Source organism: Sphaerimonospora mesophila (assembly GCF_001417795.1).
GTDB classification, from domain to species: domain Bacteria; phylum Actinomycetota; class Actinomycetes; order Streptosporangiales; family Streptosporangiaceae; genus Sphaerimonospora; species Sphaerimonospora mesophila.
In genome coordinates, this window is sequence record NZ_BCBX01000035.1 from 165801 (window position 1) to 187343 (window position 21543).

Here is a 21543-nt window from a genome sequence, read left to right on the forward strand (position 1 = left end):
TGTCGTCAGCTCCCCAGGTTTTCTACGAGGTCGAAGAGTTCGTCGTCGCTTGCGGCGGCCAGATCGGCTTCCTTTTCCGGTGTCAACCGCGACAGCAGGGCACGCAGCCGCACGACGATCCGGTCGCGCTCCGCCTCATCGGGCGGTTCCGCCAGGCTGTCCTCCAGCCGGTCGAGCGCCTCACCGGTCGGGTCGGGCGCACCCGGCACGTCGCGTCGGAGCGACTCGAGCAGGTGGCCGACGAGCGCCTCCGGCGTGGGGTAGTCGAAGACGAGGGCTGCGGGCAGATCCAGGCCGGTGTCGTCGCGCAGCCGGTTGCGCAGCTCGACGCCGGAGAGCGAGTCGAAGCCCAGGTCCTTGAACGGACGATCGGGGTCGACCGTGTCGGCCGCCGTATGGGCCAGGACCACCGCGACGTGCCTCCGCACCACCTCGTGGAGGACCGCGCTCGCCTCGTCGTCCGACAGGGCGGCCAGCCGTTCTGGCAGGGTCGGACCGCTCGGCCCGTCGGCGGCGGGCGCCGTACCGGCGGGGGAAGGTGTCGTACGGCCGGCGGGGGCGGGCACGAGACCGCGCAGCAGCGGCGGCGCCTCGCCGGGCCGCGCGCGCAGCGCGCCGAGGTCGAGGCGGAGCGGCACCGCCGTCGGACGGCCGTCGGCGAGCACGGCGTCGAACAGGGCCAGCGCGTCCGCGGTGGCGAGGGGAAGCGTGCCGTGCCTGGCCATGCGCGCGTGGTCGGCCTCGCCGAGGCGACCGGTGATGCCGCTGCTCTCCGCCCACAGCCCCCACGCCAGCGAGGTGGCGGGCAGACCCTCCTCGGCGCGGCGGCGGGCCAGGGCGTCGAGGAACGCGTTCGCCGCGGCATAGTTCGCCTGCCCTGGGCTGCCCAGGGTGCCGGCGGCCGAGGAGAACAGCACGAAAGCGGACAGGTCGTGGTCGCGGGTCAGCTCGTGCAGGTGCCAGGCCGCATGGGCCTTCGCCCGCAGCACCGGCTCGACGCGCTCGGGAGTGAGCGACTCTACCAGGGCGTCGTCGGTGATCCCGGCCGCGTGCACGACCGCGGTCAGCGGGCGTTCCAGCGTGGCCAGAAGGGCGCCCAGCGCAGCACGGTCGGCGACGTCCACCGCGGCCACGCGTACGTGCGCGCCCGACTCGGTCAGCTCGCGGGCCAGCTCGGCGGCCCCCGGCGCGTCCGGGCCCCGCCTTCCCACGAGCAGCAGGTCGCGCACACCGTGCTCGGTCACGAGATGCCGCGCCAGAAGGCCGCCCAGCGTGCCGGTGCCTCCGGTGATGAGCACCGTGCCCTCGGGCCGCCACTCCACCGCCCTCGGCCGTGGCTCGGCACGCGGGGCGAACCTGGTCAGTCTCGGCACGAGAACGACGCCCGCGCCGATCGCGACCTGGGGTTCGCCGGTGGCCAGGGCGGCCGGGAGGAGCCGCGCGGCGGCGGTGTCACCGAGATCGGCGAGCACGAACCGGCCGGGATGCTCCGACTGGGCCGCGCGCACCAGTCCCCAGACCGCCGCGGCCGCCGGGTCCGTACCGGACGGGAAGGCGCCGCTGGTCACGACGACGAGGCGGGCCGCGGCGAACCGGGCGTCGGCCGACCAGCGCCGCAGGGCGGCGAGTACGGACGCGGTCGCGGTGCTCGCCGTGACCGCAAGGTCTCCCGCCGTCTCGACTGCCGTCTCGGCTGCCGTCTCGGCCGCTGTCTCGACCGGAAGCAGCACGGCGTCCGGCACGCCGGCCTCGGCCAGGGCGTCGAGGTCCGGGTGGATGGCCGCGTCCAGCGCCTCGGCGAGATCCCGTCCGGCCGCACCGAGCACCGCCCACGTCGGGGTGGGCAGCTCGGTGTCGGACGACAGGGGGACCCACTCGACGTCGAAGAGCGCGTCCCGAGCCGATGCGCCCGCCGCCCGAAGGTCGGCCGGGTCGAGCGGGCGCAGGGTCAGGGAGCCGACGGTGACGACGGGCCGTCCGGCCTCGTCGGTGATCAGGATCGCGGCCCCCTCGTCACCAGTGGGGGAGATCCGTACGCGCAGCCGGGACGGAGCGGGCGCGTATCGGTGCGCGTCCCGCCAGGAGAACGGCACCCGCGCCGTCTCGGCGCCCGTCGCGGAGAGCAGGTGCAGCGCGGCATCGAGGAGGGCCGGGTGCAGGGCATATCGGGCGGCGTCCGCGTGCAGTTCCTCGGGCAGCACCAGCTCGCCGTACGCGTCGTCGCCGTCGCGCCACGCCGTGACCAGCCCGTGGAACGCCGGGCCGTAGTCCAGACCGGTCGCGGCCAGATCCGCGTACAACCGGTCCAGGTCCACCGGTTCTCCCGGAGGCGGCCACTCGCCGATGTCCGGGGAGGAGGCGGCGGACGCGGACAGCGTGCCGCTGACGTGCCGGGTCCAGGGACGCTCGTCGTCGTCGCGGGCGTGGACGCTCAGCTCGCGCCGCCCCGCCGCGTCCGGGCCGGACACCCGCACCTGCACCCGCAGGCCGCCGGTCGGTGGGAGGACCAGCGGGGAGTGCAGGACCAGCTCGTCGATCGCGGCGCATCCGGCCTGTTCGGCGGCGTGCCAGGCCAGGTCGGCCAGAACCGTGCCCGGTACGACCGCCGTGCCGGCGATGGTGTGGTCGGCGAGCCAGGGATGGGCGTCCGGCGACAGCCTGCCGGTGAACAGCAGACCATCACCATCGGCCAGCGTCACCGCCGCGCCCAGCAGCGGATGACCGGCCGGGGACAACCCCAACCCCGCCGCATCGCCGCCGCCGGGAGGCGCCTCCAGCCAGTAGCGGCGACGCTGGAAGGCATAGGTCGGCAGATCGACCACCCGACCGGGAAACACCTCCCCCCAGTCGACGTCCACGCCACGGGTGTGCAGCTCGGCCAGCGCGGTCAGCAGCGTGCGCGGCTCGTCGCGATCCCGGCGCAGCAGCGCCACCACCGACCGATCGGACACCATCCCGGCCAGCACACCATCCGGCCCGACCTCCACCAGCGTGACGTCCTCACCCAGCCCGGCGACCGCCTGGGCGAACCGCACCGGCTCCCGCACCTGCCGCACCCAATACCCCGGCGTGTCCAGTTCCTCGGCCGGAAGACCCGTCACCGTCGAGACCACCGGAATCACCGGCGCACGGAACTCCAGCCCCGATGCGACCTCGGCGAACGCATCGAGCATGGGCTCCATGCGAGGCGAGTGGAACGCATGACTCACCCGCAACCGCCGCGTCCGCCGCCCAAGAGCGGCGAAATGATCCGCGATCCGGGCCACCTCGTCTTCGTCGCCGGACACCACCAGCGAACCCGGCCCGTTGAACGCCGCGATCGACACCCGCTCACCCAGCAACGGCACGACCTCGGCCTCATCGGCCTGAACGGCGACCATCGCCCCACCCGCGGGCAGGTCCTGCATCAACCGCCCCCGCGCCGCCACCAACGTGCACGCATCCGACAGCGACAACACCCCGGCCACATGCGCGGCCGCCAACTCCCCGATCGAATGCCCGACCAGCACGTCCGGGCGTACGCCCCACGACTCGACCAGCCGATACAACGCCACCTGAACCGCGAACAGCCCCGCCTGGGTATAGACCGTCCGATCCAGCAGACCGCCACCCTCGGCGATCACCTCACGCAACCGGCGATCCAAATGTCCATCGAGCTGCGCGCACACCTCGTCGAAGACCCGGGAGAAAACCGGGAACCGGGCCGCCAGCTCCAGCCCCATCCCGGCCCGCTGACTCCCCTGCCCCGAGAACAGGAACGCGACGGTTCCCGGCGCGGCCGAGCCGGTGACGACGTTCGAGGTGGCACGGCCCTCCGCGAGGGCGGCGAGTCCCGCTACGAGCTCGTTCCGGTCGGTGCCGACCACGGCGGCGCGGTGCTGCAGCGCCGTACGGCCCCGGGCGAGGGTGTGCGCCACGTCTGCTGCGCCGAGTTCGGGGTGGCGGTCCAGGTGGACACGCAGCCGCTCCCCCTGGGCGCGCAGCGCCTCCTCACCACCGGCCGAGAGCGTCCAGACCAGCGGACCGTCAGCGGGGGTCTGCCCCGAAGCGGCCTCCTCGGCGGCGCTCTCCTCGACCGGTGCCTGCTCCAGGATGACGTGGGCGTTGGTGCCGGAGATGCCGAACGACGACACCGCGCACCGCCGAGCACGTCCGGCCTCCGGCCACCCACGGCCCTCGGTCAGCAACTCCAGCGCACCCGACGACCAGTCCACATGCGGCGACGGCGCGTCCACATGCAACGTCTTCGGCGCCACCCCGTGCCGCATCGCCTCGACCATCTTGATCACACCGGCCACACCGGCAGCCGCCTGCGTATGCCCGATGTTCGACTTGATCGACCCCAACAGCAGCGGACGCTCCCGACCCTGCCCATAGGTCGCCAGCAACGCCTGCGCCTCGATGGGGTCGCCGAGCGTGGTCCCGGTCCCGTGGGCTTCGATCACATCCACGTCAGCGGGCGACAGCCCAGCGTTGGCCAGCGCCTGACCGATCACCCGCTCCTGCGACGGACCGTTCGGCGCCGTCAAACCATTCGACGCGCCGTCCTGGTTCACCGCACTGCCACGCACCACCGCCAGCACCCGATGCCCGTTGCGGCGGGCGTCCGACAGCCGCTCCACCACCAGCACCCCGACACCCTCGCCCCAGCCCGTGCCGTCAGCCGAGGCCGAGAACGACTTGCACCGCCCATCCGGCGCCAGCCCCCGCTGCCGGCTGAACTGGATGAACGCGTCCGGCTTGGCCATGACCGCGACACCGCCGGCCAGCGCGAGCGAGCACTCGCCCGAGCGCAGCGACCGTACGGCCAGGTGCAGGGCCACGAGCGCGGACGAGCACGCGGTGTCGACGGTGACGGCGGGCCCCTCCAGACCGAAGGTGTAGGCCAGGCGGCCGGAGGCCACGCTGCCGGAGTTGCCGATGCCGATGTGGCCTTCCAACTCGGCCGGGGTGGTGTGCAGCCGGGCCGAATAGTCGTGGTACATCATGCCGACGAAGACGCCGGTGTCGGTGCCGCGCACCGACACCGGATCGATCCCCGCCCGCTCGAACGCCTCCCACGACGACTCCAACAACAACCGCTGCTGCGGATCCATCGCCAACGCCTCACGCGGCGAAATCCCGAAAAACCCGGCATCAAACGACGCAGCGTCGTACAGGAAACCCCCCTCACGCGCATACGACCGCCCCGCCCGCCCAGGATCATCGTCGAACAACGCCCCCAGATCCCAACCCCGATCAGACGGAAACACCCCCACCGCGTCCCGCCCCGACACCACCAGATCCCACAACCCCTCCGGCGACGACACCCCACCCGGGAACCGGCACGCCATCCCCACGATCACGACGGGATCGTCGGTGTGCTCCGTACGCACCCGGGCCACCGCCCGGGCGGGGAGCGAGCCGGACAGCTCGGCCAGCAGGTGGGCGGCGAGCGACGTCGGCGCGGGGTAGTCGAAGACCAGCGTGGCCGGCAGGCGGAGCCCGGTCGCCGCGTTCAGCCGGTTGCGCAGCTCGACCGCGGTGAGCGAGTCGAAGCCCAGGTCTCGGAAGGCGCGGTCAGGGTCGACCTCGCCGGGAGAGGAGTGACCGAGGGCGGCGGCGGCGTGGGTGCGGACCAGGTCCAGGAGGACGCGTTCGCGTTCGGCCGCGGCCATTCCGGCGAGGCGCCGCCGCAGGCTCTCCCGGTGGCCCTGGTGGTCCCGGCGAGCGGGGCGGGCGGGACCGCGGAGCAGCGGCGACGGCGGCTCGGCGTGAGCGCGGGCGGCGGCCAGGTCGAGCCGGAGCGGCAGCACGGCCGGTTCCGGGCTCGCGAGGGCGTGGTCGAACAGATCCAGCGCGGCCTCGGTGTCGAGCGCCCCGAATCCGGCGCGCTCCCACCTGGCGAGGTCGGCCTGGCCGAGCCCACCGGTGATCCCACTACGCTCCGCCCACAACCCCCACCCCAACGACACACCCGGCAACCCACGACCACGCCGCCACGACACCAACGCATCCACAAACGCATTCCCCGCCGCATACGCCCCCTGACCCGGACCCCCCAACACCCCCGCAGCCGACGAAAACACCACAAAACCCGCCAGATCCCGCCCCCGCGTCACCTCATCCAGCACCACCCCACCAGCCACCTTCGCAGCCAGCACCCGATCAACCCGCCCCGCATCCAACCCCCCGACCAGACCGTCCTCCACCACCCCCGCCGCATGCACCACCACCGACAACCCACCCAACGACCCCACCAACGCCGCCATCGCCCCCCGATCGGCCACATCAGCCGCAACCACCCGCACCCGCGCCCCCAACGCGGACAACTCCTCCACCACCCCCACACCACCACCACCCCGCGACACCAACACCACATCCCGCACCCCATACGCCACCACCAGATGACGCGCCACCAACCGCCCCAACGTCCCCGTACCACCGGTGATCAGTGCGGTGCCGGACAGGGACGGAGCCTCGGACGCGGCCGGGGCCGTGACCTTGGCCAGGCGGGGGACGTACGGCACACCACCGCGTACGGCGACCTGCGGCTCGTCGGAGGCGACGACCTCGGGCAGCAGCCGGTGACCGTCGTCGTCCACGTCCACGAGCAGGAACCTGCCGGGGTGCTCGGCCTGGGCGGAGCGGACCAGCCCCCAGATCGCGGCGGCGGCCGGGTCCTCCACCCACGCCCCGTCGCCGACGGCCACCGCGCCACGGGTGACCAGGACCAGACGGGAGTCGGCGAGCCGGTCTTCGGCCAGCCACTCCTGCAGGAGGCGCAGCACGCGGTGCACGCCGTCGGTCGCGGCCCGCGCCAGGGAGTCGGTCTCCTCACCGAAGCAGGGCGCGAGCACCACGTCGGGCCGTTCGGCGGCGAGGCCGGCCAGATCGGCGTGCCTCTCGACGTCGAGGTCCCAGTCGGGATCGCCCAGCACCGCCCAGTGCACGGGCGCGGGGGTGCGGGACGACCTCTCGGCGGGGTGCCATTCCACCCGGAAGAGCCCGCCCGTCTCCGCCGCGCCGCCCGTGAGGGCGCTGCCGGTAAGGGCGCTGGGGGCGACCGGGCGCAGGGCGAGGGACGCGACCGAGACGACGGGCGCTCCCGTCTCGTCGGCCGCCTCAACGGCCAGGGCGTCCGGTCCAGCGGGCCTCAGGCGGACGCGCAGGGTGCCCGCACCGGCCGCGTGCATGCGGACGCCGGACCACGAGAACGGCAGCAGCACCTCCTCGGTGCGTTCCGGAGCGGCCGCCCCGGCGGCGTGCAGGGCGGCGTCGAGCAGCGCGGGGTGCAGGCCGTACGGCGCCGCGTCCACTTGAGCGTCCTCGGCCGCGCCGACCTCGGCGTACACGCTGTCGCCGGAGCGCCACGCGGCCCGCAGACCCTGGAACGCGGGGCCGTAGTGGTAGCCGCGCGCGGCGAGCATGTCGTAGTAGGCGCCCACCTCGATCGGCTCGGCCCCGAGAGGCGGCCACTCCGTCCCCATGTCGGCGGCCGGGGTTTCGACGCGGGCGGCCAGCGTGCCCTCCGCGTGGCAGACCCAGGGTCCCTCGGTGTCCTCCGGCCGGGAGTGGATCGAGATCGGGCGGGTGCCGGACGGGGTGGCGGGTCCGACGGTCAGCTGTACGTGCACCCCGTCCCGATCGGGCAGGACGAGCGGCGCGTGGAGGGTGAGCTCCTCGATGTCGTCGCAGCCCACGCGGGCCCCGGCGTGGCAGGCGAGTTCCACGAACGCGGTTCCGGGCAGCAGGACGGTGTCCAGCACGGCGTGGTCGACGATCCACGGCTGCGTGTCCCGGGACAGCCTGCCGGTGAGCAGCAGACCGTCGTCCTGTGCCAGGGAAACGGCCGCGCCCAGCAGCGGGTGCCCGGCCGAGGCGAGGCCGAGCGCGGCGGCGTCCGCACCACCGGCCGGTGGCAGCCAGTAGCGCCGGTGCCGGAACGGATAGGTGGGCAGGTCGGCGCGTACGGCGGGCACGCCGTCGAACAGCTCCCGCCAGTCGACGTCCACGCCACGGGTGTGCAGCTCACCGAGCGCGGTCAGCAGCGTGCGCGGCTCGTCGCGATCCCGGCGCAGCAGCGCCACCACCGGGCGATCGGACACCATCCCGGCCAGCACACCATCCGGCCCGACCTCCACCAGCGTGACGTCCTCGCCGAGTGCCGCGACCGCCTGGGCGAACCGCACCGGCTCCCGCACCTGCCGCACCCAGTACCCCGGCGAATCCAACCCCTCGGCCGGAAGACCCGTCACCGTCGAGACCACCGGAATCACCGGTGTGCGGAACTCCAAGGTCGACGCGACAGCCTCATACGGCTGCAGCATCGGCTCCATACGAGGCGAGTGGAACGCATGACTCACCCGCAACCGCCGCGTCCGCCGCCCAAGAGCAGCGAAATGATCCGCGATCCGGGCCACCTCGTCTTCGTCCCCGGACACCACCAGCGAACCCGGCCCGTTGAACGCCGCGATCGACACCCGCCCACCCAGCAACGGCAGCACCTCGGCCTCATCGGCCTGGACCGCGACCATCGCCCCACCGGCCGGAAGGTCCTGCATCAACCGTCCCCGCGCCGCCACCAACGTGCACGCATCCGACAGCGACAACACCCCGGCCACATGCGCGGCCGCCAACTCCCCGATCGAATGCCCGACCAGCACGTCCGGGCGTACGCCCCACGACTCGACCAGCCGATACAACGCCACCTGAACCGCGAACAGCCCCGCCTGGGTGTAGACCGTCCGATCCAGCAGACCGCCACCCTCGGCGATCACCTCACGCAACCGGCGATCCAAATGTCCATCGAGCTGCGCGCACACCTCGTCGAAGACCCGGGAGAAAACCGGGAACCGGGCCGCCAGTTCCAGCCCCATCCCGGCCCGCTGACTCCCCTGCCCCGAGAACAGGAACGCCACCCTGCCCTTGGTCGCGGGCACGGAGGCCGCCTCTCCCGCCGCGATCGCCTCCAGCCCGGCCACGATCTCGGCGCGGTCACGCGCGACGACCACGGCCCGATGCTCGAACACCGGGCGCAGGGCGGCCGCGCCGGCGATGCCGAGCAGATCCTCCGCCTCCTGGTCCGCGGAAAGGCCGGGGGAAGACGCGTGGCCGGTGACGCAGAAGGCCGCCAGGCGGCGCGCCTGCTCGCGCAGCGCCTCCCCGGTCTTGGCCGACAGCACGACCGGCTGGGGGACGGGCGCGGCGACCGGCTGGGGGACCGGCGCTGCGGCCTCCTCCACGATCACGTGTGCGTTGGTGCCGCTCAGCCCGAACGACGACACCCCGGCGCGGCGCGGTTCCGCACCGTCGGCGTGCCACGGCACGGGCTCGGCGAGGAGACGCAGACCCCCGGCGTCCCAGTCGATGTGCGGGGTGGGGGTGGCGACGTGGAGCGTACGCGGAAGCACGCCGTGCCGCATCGCCTCGACCATCTTGATGACGCCGGCCACTCCGGAGGCCGCGAGGGTGTGCCCGATGTTCGACTTGACCGAGCCGAGCCACAGTGGCCGTCGCCGGCCCTTGCCGTACGTCGCGAGCAGCGACCGCGCCTCGATCGGATCACCGATCGCCGTGCCGGTGCCGTGCGCCTCCACCACGTCGACCTGGTCGTACGTCAGGTCAGCGGCGGTGAGCGCCTGCCGGATCACCCGCTGCTGCGAGGGACCGTTCGGCGCGGTCAGGCCGTTGGACGCACCATCCTGGTTGATGGCGCTGCCGCGGATCACGGCGAGCACGCGGTGCCCGTTGCGGCGGGCGTCGGAGAGACGCTCCATCACCAGGATGCCGACGCCCTCGGCCATGCCCATGCCGTCCGCTTCGGCGGAGAACGCCTTGCAGCGTCCGTCGGTGGCGAGCACCCGCTGCCTGCTCAGCTCAACGAACGAGCCGGGCGTGGAGAGCACGGTCGCGCCGCCGGTCACCGCGAGCGCGCAGTCGCCGTTGCGCAGCGCCTGAGCCGCCAGGTGCAGGGCCACCAGCGAAGTGGAGCAGGCGGTGTCGATCGTGACGGCCGGGCCCTCCAGGCCCAGGGTGTACGAGATCCGCCCGGACGCCACGCTCGGCACCACGCCCGTGGACAGGTGGCCCTCGACGCCGGGCAGGGGCTGATGGAACAGCGGGCCGTACTGGTGATGGTTGATGCCGACGAAGACGCCGGTACGGCTGCCGCGCAGCGCGGTGGGGTCGAGACCCGCCCGCTCCAGTGCCTCCCAGGACACCTCGAGCAGCAGCCGCTGCTGCGGGTCCATCGCCAGCGCCTCACGCGGCGAGATGCCGAAGAACTCCGCGTCGAACCCGGCGGCGTCGTCCAGGAACCCGCCGCGCCGCACGTACGACGTGCCGGACCGGTCCGGGTCGGGGTCGTAGAGCGTGGCCAGGTTCCAGCCCCGGTCGGCGGGCAGGTCGGAGGTCACGTCGCGGCCGGTGGCGACGACGTCCCAGAGCTGCTCGGGCGAGGCGACCCCGCCGGGATAGCGGCAGGCCATGCCGACGATCGCGACCGGTTCGCGGTTCCGCTCCTCGGCCTCCTGCAGCCGTCGCCGGGTCGCGCGCAGCTCGTTGGTGACCTTCTTGAGATATTCGCGAAGCTTCTCGTCATCCGACATGCGAAATGCCTTCCGCCATCGTTCCTAAGTCGGGTCTGCTGGCTGTCCTGGGCCGGGTCCTCCCGGGCGGAGCGGTCAGGGCGCCCCGAACTCGCGGTCGATGAGATCGAAGATCTCCTCATCGGTCGCGGTCTCGAGGTCGTCGTAGTCCTCCTCGGGGGCGGACTCGCCGACGCCTTCCGTACGTACCTCGATGGGCGTCCCTGCGGGTGAGGCAGGGCCGTCGTCGCCGAGCCGCGCCGCCAGTGCCGCGAGCCGCCGTCGCACCTGGGCACGTTCCGGCCCGTCCGTCGACAGCACGGCTATGGCGGCCTCGATGCGGTCCAGCTCCGCGTGGATGGAGATCTCGTCGTCTCCGACCAGTTCCGCGCGGAGGTGGCGGGCGAGCTCGGCCGGGTTGGGATGGTCGAACACCAGCGTGACCGGCAGCCGCAGACCGAGGACGGCGCCCAGCCGGTTGCGCAGGTCCACCGCGCTCAGCGACTCGAAGCCCAGCTCCTTGAACGGCCGGTCGGCCGTGACCGCGTCCGGCGAGGCGTGTCCCAGCACCGCCGCGATCTGAGCCGTCACCAGCTCCAGCAGCGTGGCCTCCTGCTCGGCTGGCGGCAGCCCGCCGAGGCGCTCCGCCCACGAGGAATCCCCGGACGGCCCGGACCGCCCGGACCGCCCGGGCGACCCGGCCGTGGCGTCCATGGCGGCCCGTGCCTCCTCGATCGCGGCCAGCAGCGGCCGGGGCCGGGCCGAGGCGAAGACCGGCGTGAAGATCTTCCAGTCCACGTCGGCCACGGTCACGAACGTCTCTTCCCCGGCGAGGATCGCCTCCAGAGCGGTCAGGGCCCGGTCGGGGTCGAGGAACGGGAGACCCTGGCGGCGCAGGTGCGCCTCGTCCACCTCGGGGGACATCCGCTCGCTGTGCCACACGCCCCAGGCCACCGAGGTCACCGGCCTGCCGAGGGCCCGGCGATGCCGGGCGAACGCGTCCAGGTAGGCGTTGGCCACCGCGTACGCGCCGTGGTCGCCGCTGCCCCAGACCCCGGCGACCGAGGAGAAGCAGACGAAGTGGTCCAGCTCTGCGGGATCGAGCAGCTCGTCCAGGTGTCCTGCGCCGAGCACCTTGGCCGCCATGGCCGTGCCGAACTCGCCGACGGTCGCGGTGGCGAGCGGCGCGAGCCGGGCCGCCGTCGGGGCGTGCAGGACCGTACGGACGACCTCGCCCGCGGCCCGCAGTCGCGCGAGCAGGTCGGCCACCGCCGCACGGTCGGCGACGTCGCAGGCGACCGCTGTGGCCCGCGCGCCGAGGCCTTCGATCTCCCGGACCAGTTCCTCGGCTCCCGGGGCGGCGGGACCGCGGCGGCTGACCAGGACGATGTGCTCGCTGCCGCGCTCGGCCAGCCAACGGGCGAGGTAGGGGGCGAGCGAGCCGGTCCCGCCGACGAGCAGGGCGGTGCCGCGCAGGCGCGGCGCGCCGTACGGCCTGGCACCGTCGAGCGGGGCGCGGACGAGGCGGCGTACGAACACCCCGTGGGGGCGCACCGCCACCTGGTCTTCCTCACCCGATCCGGCGGGCCCGCCCAGCCCCGCGAGCACCGCGCACAGCCGGGCGCACGCCGCGTCGTCCAGGCTTTCCGGCAGGTCCACCAGCCCGCCCCACAGGTCCGGGTGCTCCAGTGCCGCGACCCGCCCGAGGCCCCAGATCTGCGCGTGCACCGGACGCCGCAGCGGATCGTCGGCGCCCACGGACACCGCTCCGAAGGTGGCCGACCACAGCGGCACCCGCGCGCCGGCCGCCGCCATCGTCTGGATCAGGGCCAGCGTCGCGGCGACCCCACCGGGCACTCCCTCCGGCCCCGGCCGCTCGTCCAGCGCGAGCAGGGACAGCACCCCGGCGGGCTCGGACGCCAGAGCGCGCGCGAGCGCGTCACGGTCGGGCGCGGCCGGATCGACGGGCACGGTCTCCGGGATCGCCCCGTGTCGCTTCAGCGCGGCCACGCACTCGGCGACGACGTCGTCCTGGAGATGGCTCTCCGGCGCCACGACCAGCCATCGGCCCGCCGGTGCGGGCGTGGCGGGCACGGCGGCGGGTTCCCAGGAGATCGTGTAGCGCAGCGCGTCGACGGCCGACCACTCCCGGCGGGTCCTGCGCCAGTCGGCGAGGGCCGGCAGGACGGTACGCAGTGGCGCCTCGCCGTCGACCCGCAGCGCCCGGGCGAACCCGTCGAGGTCGCCCTTCTCGATGACGTCCCAGAACTCGGCGTCCACCGGGTCCTGCCGGGTGTGCTGCCGCTGCTCGATCCAGTAGCGCTCGTGTTGGAAGGGGTACGTCGGCAGCTCGGCCGGTGTGGCGTCGATCTTCGGCCAGGTGACGGGCACACCCGCGACGAACGCCTCACCCGCCGACAACAGGAACCGGTCCAGACCCCCCTGATCACGATGCAGCGTGCCCACCGCCACCGCATCCTCGATGTCCGCAATCGACATCGTCAGCACCGGATGCGGACTGACCTCGATGAACACCCGATGCCCCGCCGCCCGCGCGGCCGCCACCGCCTCGGCGAACCGCACCCGACCCCGCAGATTCGCATACCAATACCCCCCGTCCAACATCGCGGTGTCCACCAGACCACCGGTGACGGTGGAGTAGAACGGCACCCCCGCCGACCGCGGAGCAACCTCGATCGCCCGAACCTGCTCCTCGATCGGCTCCACCAACGCACAATGCGAGGCGTAATCGACGGGGATGCGCCGGGCCCGTACGTCACGCGCCTGACAGGCCGCCACCAGAGCCTCGACCGCCGCCACCGGGCCCGAGACCACCGTCGCGGCCGGACCGTTCACCACCGCGATCTCCACCCCGTCGTAATCACCGACCAGGTCCTCGACCTGCTCGGCCGGGGCCGCGATCGAGGCCATCGCCCCCGACCCCGACAGAGCCCCCAACGCCCGGCTGCGCAACGCCACCACCGCCGCACCATCGGCCAGCGACAACGCCCCCGACACCACCGCAGCAGCAATCTCCCCCTGCGAATGCCCGATCACCGCAGCAGGCTCCACCCCCAGCCACCGCCACGTCTCAGCCAGACCGACCATCACCGCCCACAGCACCGGCTGAACCACCTCGGCCCGCTCCGGCACCACCCCCGACCGCAACACCCCCACCACATCGACATCCACAAACCGCCCAAGCGCAGCACCACACTCCGCCACCCGCTCGGCGAACACCGGACACTCCGCAAGAAGCCGCGCACCCATCCCCGCCCACTGCGACCCCTGACCCGGAAACACCAACACCGGACGCGCGACCTGAGAGGCGACCCCCCGCACCAGACCCGGCGACTCACCACCCCCCGCCAGAGCACGAAGTCCTTCCACACCGTCGACAACGACGGCACGGTGCTCGAACACCGCCCGCGAGGCCAGCCCCGCCGCCACCGAAGCCACCCCATGCTCCTCGGCCACCGGCACCAGACCCGCCGCCAACGCACGCAACGCACCCTCATCACGCGCCGACACCACCACCGGCACCACATCCGGCACCGGCCCACCCGCAGGGCCCGACTCAGACTCGGTCTCGGTCTCGGTCTCGGCGGGGGCCTGCTCGATCACCACATGCGCGTTGGTGCCACTGACGCCGAAGGAGGAGACGGCGGCCCGGCGCGGGCGGCCCGTCTCCGGCCATTCGCGCGCCTCGGTCAGCAGCTCCACCGACCCCGACGACCAGTCCACATGCGGCGAAGGCGCATCCACATGCAACGTCTTCGGCGCCACCCCGTGCCGCATCGCCTCGACCATCTTGATCACACCGGCCACACCGGCAGCCGCCTGACTGTGCCCGATGTTCGACTTGATCGACCCCAGCAACAGCGGACGCTCCCGACCCTGCCCATAGGTCGCCAGCAACGCCTGCGCCTCGATCGGATCACCCAGCGTCGTCCCCGTGCCGTGCGCCTCCACCACATCCACATCCACCGGCGACAGCCCAGCGTTCGCCAGCGCCTGACCGATCACCCGCTCCTGCGACGGACCATTCGGCGCCGTCAAACCATTCGACGCACCGTCCTGATTCACCGCACTACCACGCACCACCGCCAGCACCCGATGCCCGTTGCGACGCGCATCCGACAACCGCTCCACCACCAGCACACCCGCGCCCTCGGCCCAGGCCGTACCATCCGCGGCTGCGGCGAACGACTTGCACCGTCCATCCGGCGCCAGCCCCCGCTGCCGGCTGAACTCCACGAACGGCATGGCGGTGGGCATCACGGTCACTCCGCCCGCCAGGGCCAGCGAGCACTCGCCGGCGCGCAGCGCACGCGCCGCCAGGTGCAGCGCGACCAGGGAGGTGGAGCAGGCCGTGTCCACGGTCACGGCCGGTCCTTCGAGCCCGAGGGTGTAGGCCACCCGGCCGGTGGCGACGCTGCCCGAGTTGCCGGACAGCACGTAGCCTTCGAGGTCGCCGTCGAGCTGCCCGGTGTCGGTCAGATAGTCGTGGTACATGACACCGGCGAAGACGCCCGTGTCGGTGCCGCGCAGCGCGAGCGGGTTGATGCCGGCCCGCTCCAGCGCCTCCCACGACGTCTCCAACAGCAACCGCTGCTGCGGATCCATCGCCAACGCCTCACGCGGCGAAATCCCGAAAAATCCGGCATCGAACCCCGCCGCATCCTCCAGGAACCCCCCCACCCGCACATAACTCTTCCCCACCCGATCCGGATCAGGATCGAACAGACCCTCCACATCCCAACCCCGGTCACGCGGAAACTCCCCGATCGCGTCCCGCCCCGACACGACCAGCTCCCACAACCCCTCCGGCGACGACACCCCACCCGGGAACCGGCACGCCATCCCCACGATCGCGATCGGATCGTCGTCGACGGCGGCGACGGCCGACGCCGCCGGGGCCGACTGAGCACGTACGCCTCCGGACAGTTCCTTGTCCAGGCGTCGCGCGACCGCCTCGGGCGTCGGGTGGTCGAACACGAGCGTCGCGGGCAGCCGTACGCCGGTGGCGGCGGCCAGCCGGTTGCGTAGCTGCACGGCCAGCAGCGAGTCGAACCCGAGGTCCTTGAACGCGCGGCCGGTCTCGACCGCCGCCGCGCCGGCGTGGCCGAGGACGGCCGCGACCTGCTCACGCACCAGATCGAGCAGCACGCGCACGCGCTCGGCGTCGGACCGGCCGGCGAGCCTGCGCCGCAGCGTCGTGTCCCCGGCCCGCCGTGCCGTACGCCGGGCCAGGCCGCGTAGCAGCGGCGGGACGGGGTCGGTCAGACGGCGCGCATCGAGCCGCGCGGGCACGACCACCGCGGCGTCCACCCGCATGGCGGCGTCGAGCAGGGCGAGGCCCTCCTGCGTGGAAACGGCGCTGACGCCGACGTCGCGCCACCATCCGGTCTCCGTCTCCCCGAGGTCCCCGGTGAGCGTGGTCCGCTGTTCCCATGCGCCCCAGGCGAGCGACAGCGCGGGCAGCCCGCTGGAGCGGCGGAACGCCGCGAGCGCGTCGAGGACGGCGTTGGCCGCGGCGTAGTTGGCCTGGCCGGGGGCGCCGAGGATGCCGGACAGCGACGAGAACAGCACGAAAGCCGACAGATTCCGGTCCCGGGTGAGCTCGTGCAGGTGCACGGCGGCCTGCGCCTTGGGCCGCAGCACGGCGTCGAGGCGTTCGGGCCGCAGCGACTCGATCACCCCGTCGTCCAGCACTGCGGCGGTGTGCACCACCCCGGTCAGTGGCCGGTCGTCCGGCAGCCGTTCGAGCAGGGCCGCGAGCGCGTCCCGGTCCGTAACATCGCACGCGGCCACCGTCACGGCCGCGCCGGCCTCGGTGAGCTCCGCGACCAGTTCGTCCGCCCCGGGAGCCGCCGCGCCGCTGCGGCTCACGAGCAGCAGGTGCCGTACGGCATGCGCGCGCACGAGGTGCCGGGCCACCTCCCCGCCCAGGGTCCCCGTACCGCCCGTGATCAGCACGATGCCATCGGGATCGAACGCGGCACCTCGCGGGAATGCGGCACCGCCTGAGGCGGCGGGCGCGGCCGAGCGGACCAGCCGGGGGACGTGCAGCCGACCGTCCCTCATCGCGAGCTGCGGCTCACCCGCCGCCAGGGCCCGTACGACCGCCTCGGGCGAGTCGTCGCCGGACGGGACGGCGAGGCTCGACAAATCGTCACAGTCCAGCAGCACGAACCGGCCCGGGTGCTCGGACTGGGCCGAACGGAGCAGTCCCCAGACCGACGCCTGCGCGAAATCGACCTCCTCGCCCGGCGTTCCGGTGGCGACGGCGCACCGGGTGACCACGACCAGGGGCGCGCCCGGCTCACCGGGGCCGTCCTCGGCCAGCCGACCACGCACGAGGTCGAGCGCCCACCGGGCCGCCTCCCCGGCGTCGGCCGTCTCGGGGCAGACGGCGAGCGTCACGTCCGCCGTGTTCTCGCCCGCGCCCTCCTCGTACGCCCCGTCGGGAAGCGGCGTCCACTCGATCTGGAACAGCGCGTCGGCGAGCGCCGTACGGGCATCTGCGAGCCGCCGCTCCGACACCGGCCGGACCGCGATGGCGTCCGCCGAGATGACCGTACGCCCCTGGTCGTCGGCGGCCAGGAGCCGTACGCCGCCGTCGGTCCCCGGCCGCAGCAGCACTCGCAGCGACGACGCGCCCGTGCCGCGGCGGCGGATGCCGCTCCAGGCGAAGGGCAGCAACACCTCGCCGGCGCCCGGGGCAGGGACGAGCGTCCCCAGCCCGACGGCGTGCAGCGCGGCGTCGAGCAGCGCGGGGTGTACGACGTAACCGTCGGCATCGCCGTCCAGCTCGGCGGGCAGGCCGACCTCGGCGTACACGGCGTCGCCGGAGCGCCACGCGGCCCGCAGGCCCTGGAAGGACGGACCGTAGTCGTAGCCCTGCCCGGCCAGATCGTCGTAGTGGCCGTCGACGTCCACCGGCTGCGCCCCCGGCGGCGGCCACGCCGTGAGGTCGTCCGCCCCGTCCGAGCCCGTGTCGCCGCCGCCGAGCACACCGGTGACATGGCAGGTCCACGGCGTACCGGGCTCGGCGTCCTCCGGCCGCGAATGGACGCTCACCGTGCGCCGTCCCGCCGCGTCCTCCGGCCCCACGCTCAGCTGGAGGTGCACGCCGCCGTGGTCCGGCAGCGTCAGCGGCTCCTGCACGGTGAGCTCCTCGACCTCGCCGCCGGCCTGCAGCGCCAGTTCGACGAACGCCGTTCCGGGCACCAGCGTGCGGCCCCACACCGCGTGATCCGCCAGCCAGGGGTGTGTCTCCAGGGAGACCCGCCCGGTCCTGATCGACCCGCCGCCCTCGGCGGCGTCCAGGGCGGCGCCGAGGAACGGATGCCCGCCGGGGGTGAGCCCGAGGTGCCGGGCGTCCGTACGCGGCGGCGGCGCGTCCAGCCAGTAGCGCGCGTGTTGGAAGGGGTACGTCGGCAGCTCGGCCGGTGTGGCGTCGATCTTCGGCCAGGTGACGGGAACGCCCGCGACGAACGCCTCACCCGCCGACAACAGGAACCGGTCCAGACCCCCCTGATCACGATGCAGCGTGCCCACCGCCACCGCATCCTCGATGTCCGCAATCGACATCGTCAGCACCGGATGCGGGCTGACCTCGATGAACACCCGATGCCCCGCCGCCCGCGCGGCCGCCACCGCCTCGGCGAACCGCACCCGACCCCGCAGATTCGCATACCAATACCCCCCGTCCAGGGTGGCCGTGTCCACCAGACCACCGGTGACGGTGGAGTAGAACGGCACCCCCGCCGACCGCGGAGCCACCTCGATCGCCCGAACCTGCTCCTCGATCGGCTCCACCAACGCACAATGCGAGGCGTAATCCACGGCGATCCGCCGCGCCCGCAACCCCTGCGCCTCACACCCGGCCACCAGAGCCTCGACCGCCGCCACCGGGCCCGAGACCACCGTGGCCGCCGGACCGTTCACCACCGCGATCTCCACCCCGGGATAACGGCTCAGAAGATCGTCCACCTGCTCGGCCGGAGCCGCGATCGAGGCCATCGCCCCCGACCCCGACAGAGCCCCCAACGCCCGGCTGCGCAACGCCACCACCGCCGCACCATCGGCCAGCGACAACGCCCCCGACACCACCGCAGCAGCGATCTCCCCCTGCGAATGCCCGATCACCGCGGCAGGCTCAACCCCCAGCCACCGCCACGTCTCGGCCAGACCGACCATCACCGCCCACAGCACCGGCTGAACCACCTCGGCCCGCTCCGGCACCACCCCCGACCGCAACACCCCCACCACATCGACATCCACAAACCGCCCAAGCGCCCCCGCGCACTCGGCCACCCGCTCGGCGAACACCGGACACTCCGCAAGAAGCCGCGCACCCATCCCCGCCCACTGCGACCCCTGACCCGGAAACACCAACACCGGACGCACCGTCGCCTGGGAAGCGACCCCCCGCACCAGACCCGGCGACTCACCCCCATCAGCCAGAGCACGCAACCCCGCCACACCGTCCACCACCACGGCCCGGTGCTCGAACACCGCCCGCGAGGCCAGCCCCGCCGCCACCGAAGCCACCCCATGCTCCTCGGCCACCGGCACCAGACCCGCCGCCAACGCACGCAACGCACCCTCATCACGCGCCGACACCACCACCGGCACCGGCCCGGGCGTCATGGGGGCCGTGGCCGTCGAGGCCGGGGACGCCGCCGCTTCCTCGACCACTCCCTCCAGCACGACATGGGCGTTGGTGCCGCTCATCCCGAAGGAGGAGACGGCGGCCCGGCGCGGACGGCCCGTCTCCGGCCACTCACGGCCCTCGGTCAGCAACTCCAGCGCACCCGACGACCAGTCCACGTGCGGCGACGGCGCATCCACATGCAACGTCTTCGGCGCCACCCCGTGCCGCATCGCCTCGACCATCTTGATCACACCGGCCACACCGGCAGCCGCCTGCGTATGCCCGATGTTCGACTTGATCGACCCCAGCAGCAACGGACGTTCCCGGTCACGGCCGTAGGTCGCCAGCAACGCCTGCGCCTCGATCGGGTCGCCCAGCGTCGTCCCGGTCCCATGCGCCTCCACCACGTCCACGTCCACCGGCGACAGCCCAGCGTTGGCCAGCGCCTGACCGATCACCCGCTCCTGCGACGGACCGTTCGGCGCGGTCAACCCGTTGGAGGCACCGTCCTGATTCACCGCACTGCCACGCACCACGGCAAGCACCCGATGCCCGTTGCGACGCGCATCCGACAACCGCTCCACCACCAGCACGCCCACGCCCTCGGCCGCACCGAAGCCGTTGGCCCCGGCCGCGAAGGAGCGGCAGCGCCCGTCCGGAGACAGACCTCGCTGGCGGCTGAAGAACCGGAACATGTCCGGGGTGGACATGACGGCGATGCCGCCGGCCAGCGCCAGCGAGCACTCGCCCGAGCGCAGCGACTGCGCAGCCAGGTGCAGGGCCACCAGCGACGACGAGCACGCCGTGTCCACGGTCACGGCCGGTCCTTCGAACCCGAGGGTGTAGGCCACCCGGCCGGACGCGACACTCGCCGTCGTGCCGGTGAGCAGGTGACCGTCATATCCGGCGGGGGGCTCGGCGAGCCGGGTCAGGTAGTCCTGGTAGCTCAGGCCGACGAAGACGCCGGTACGGCTGCCGCGCACCGACGTCGGGTCGAGGCCCGCCCGCTCCAGCGCCTCCCAGGACACCTCGAGCAGCAACCGCTGCTGCGGATCCATCGCCAACGCCTCACGCGGCGAGATCCCGAAAAATCCGGCGTCGAACCCCGCCGCGTCGTACAGGAAGCCGCCGTGCCGGACGTAGCTCTTGCCGTCCCTGTCCGGATCGGGGTCGTACAGACCCTCCACATCCCAGCCCCGGTCCTGTGGAAACTCCCCGATCGCGTCCCGCCCCGACACGACCAGCTCCCACAACCCCTCGGGAGACGACACCCCACCCGGGAACCGGCACGCCATCCCCACGATCGCGATCGGCTCATCGGTGGACGCGACCGTGACGGGCGCGGTCTCCCTCCGCCTCCCGAGCACCTGGTCCCGCAGGTGCGCGGCGAGCCCGGCCGGGGTGGGGTAGTCGAAGACGATCGTGGCCGGCAGGCGTACGCCGGTGGCGGCGGCCAGCCGGTTGCGTAGCTGCACGGCCAGCAGCGAGTCGAACCCGAGGCTCTTGAACGACTGGTCGATCACCACGGCATCGGCGGACTCGTGGTTGAGCACGGCGGCGACGTGCGTGCGCACGAGGTCGGCCACGACGCGTTCCTGCTCGTCGGCGGACATCCCGGTCAGGCGGGCCGCCAGTGCGGAGGCGCCCGTACGCGCCTCGGCGAGCTGAGCCTCCGCGGCCTCCAGCGCCCGGCGCACCTCCGGCAGGGCGGTGATCAGCGGACGGGGACGCGCGGCGGTGAAGGCGACGACGAGCCTGTCCCAGTCGATGTCCGCGACGACGACGGCAGTCTCGTCGTGGTCGAGCGTCTGGCGCAGTGCGAGCAGCGCCAGGTCTGGATCCAGCTCGCGCAGGCCGTGCCGCCGCCTGACCTCGTCGTTCTCGCCGGTCCACGGACCCCAGTGCACGACGGTGGCCGGGCGGCCCTCGGCGCGGCGGCGCTCGGCGATCGCCTCGAGGCGCGCGTGTGCGGGCGCGACGCTCCCCTGTTCGGGGACGCCCAACGTCCCCGCGAGCGAGGAGAAGAGCACGAACGCGGTCAGATCGAGCTCGTGGGTCGCCTCGTCCAGGGCCTCGACCTCGGCGGCGATGTCCAGACCGGGCGCGGTGAGGTCGGCCGCGGTGAGGGAGTCGAGGGGACGGTCGCCGGCCACGCCGCCGACGTGGACGACCGCCGTGAGCGGGTGCTCGGCGGGTACGCTGCGCAGCAGCTCGGCCAGCGCGCCACGGTCGGCGGCGTCGTCGAGCGTGCGGATGTGGGCGGCGCCCAGGTCGCTCAGCCAGTTGATCACGTGGGCGCGACGGGGAGAGGCG

Annotated in this window: 2 protein-coding genes; both read right to left on the bottom strand. The window is 73.4% G+C overall.

Annotation, left to right across the window (positions count from 1 at the left end):
* Positions 1-5: 5 nt before the first annotated feature.
* Positions 6-10589 (bottom strand): type I polyketide synthase, encoded by a 10584-nt coding sequence (locus tag AP234_RS14715; RefSeq protein WP_055480220.1) that lies wholly within the window; start codon positions 10587-10589, stop codon positions 6-8.
* A gap of 75 nt (positions 10590-10664) precedes the next feature.
* Positions 10665-21543, bottom strand: a 10879-nt coding sequence (locus AP234_RS38650; RefSeq protein ID WP_160330442.1) for a type I polyketide synthase, incomplete at its 5' end; no start/stop codon positions are given.

What these genes read in the sequence shown, in the direction of transcription:
- AP234_RS14715 (WP_055480220.1), bottom strand. Translation starts at nt 10,589, where the DNA reads ATGTCGGATGACGAGAAGCTTCGCGAATATCTCAAGAAGGTCACCAAC.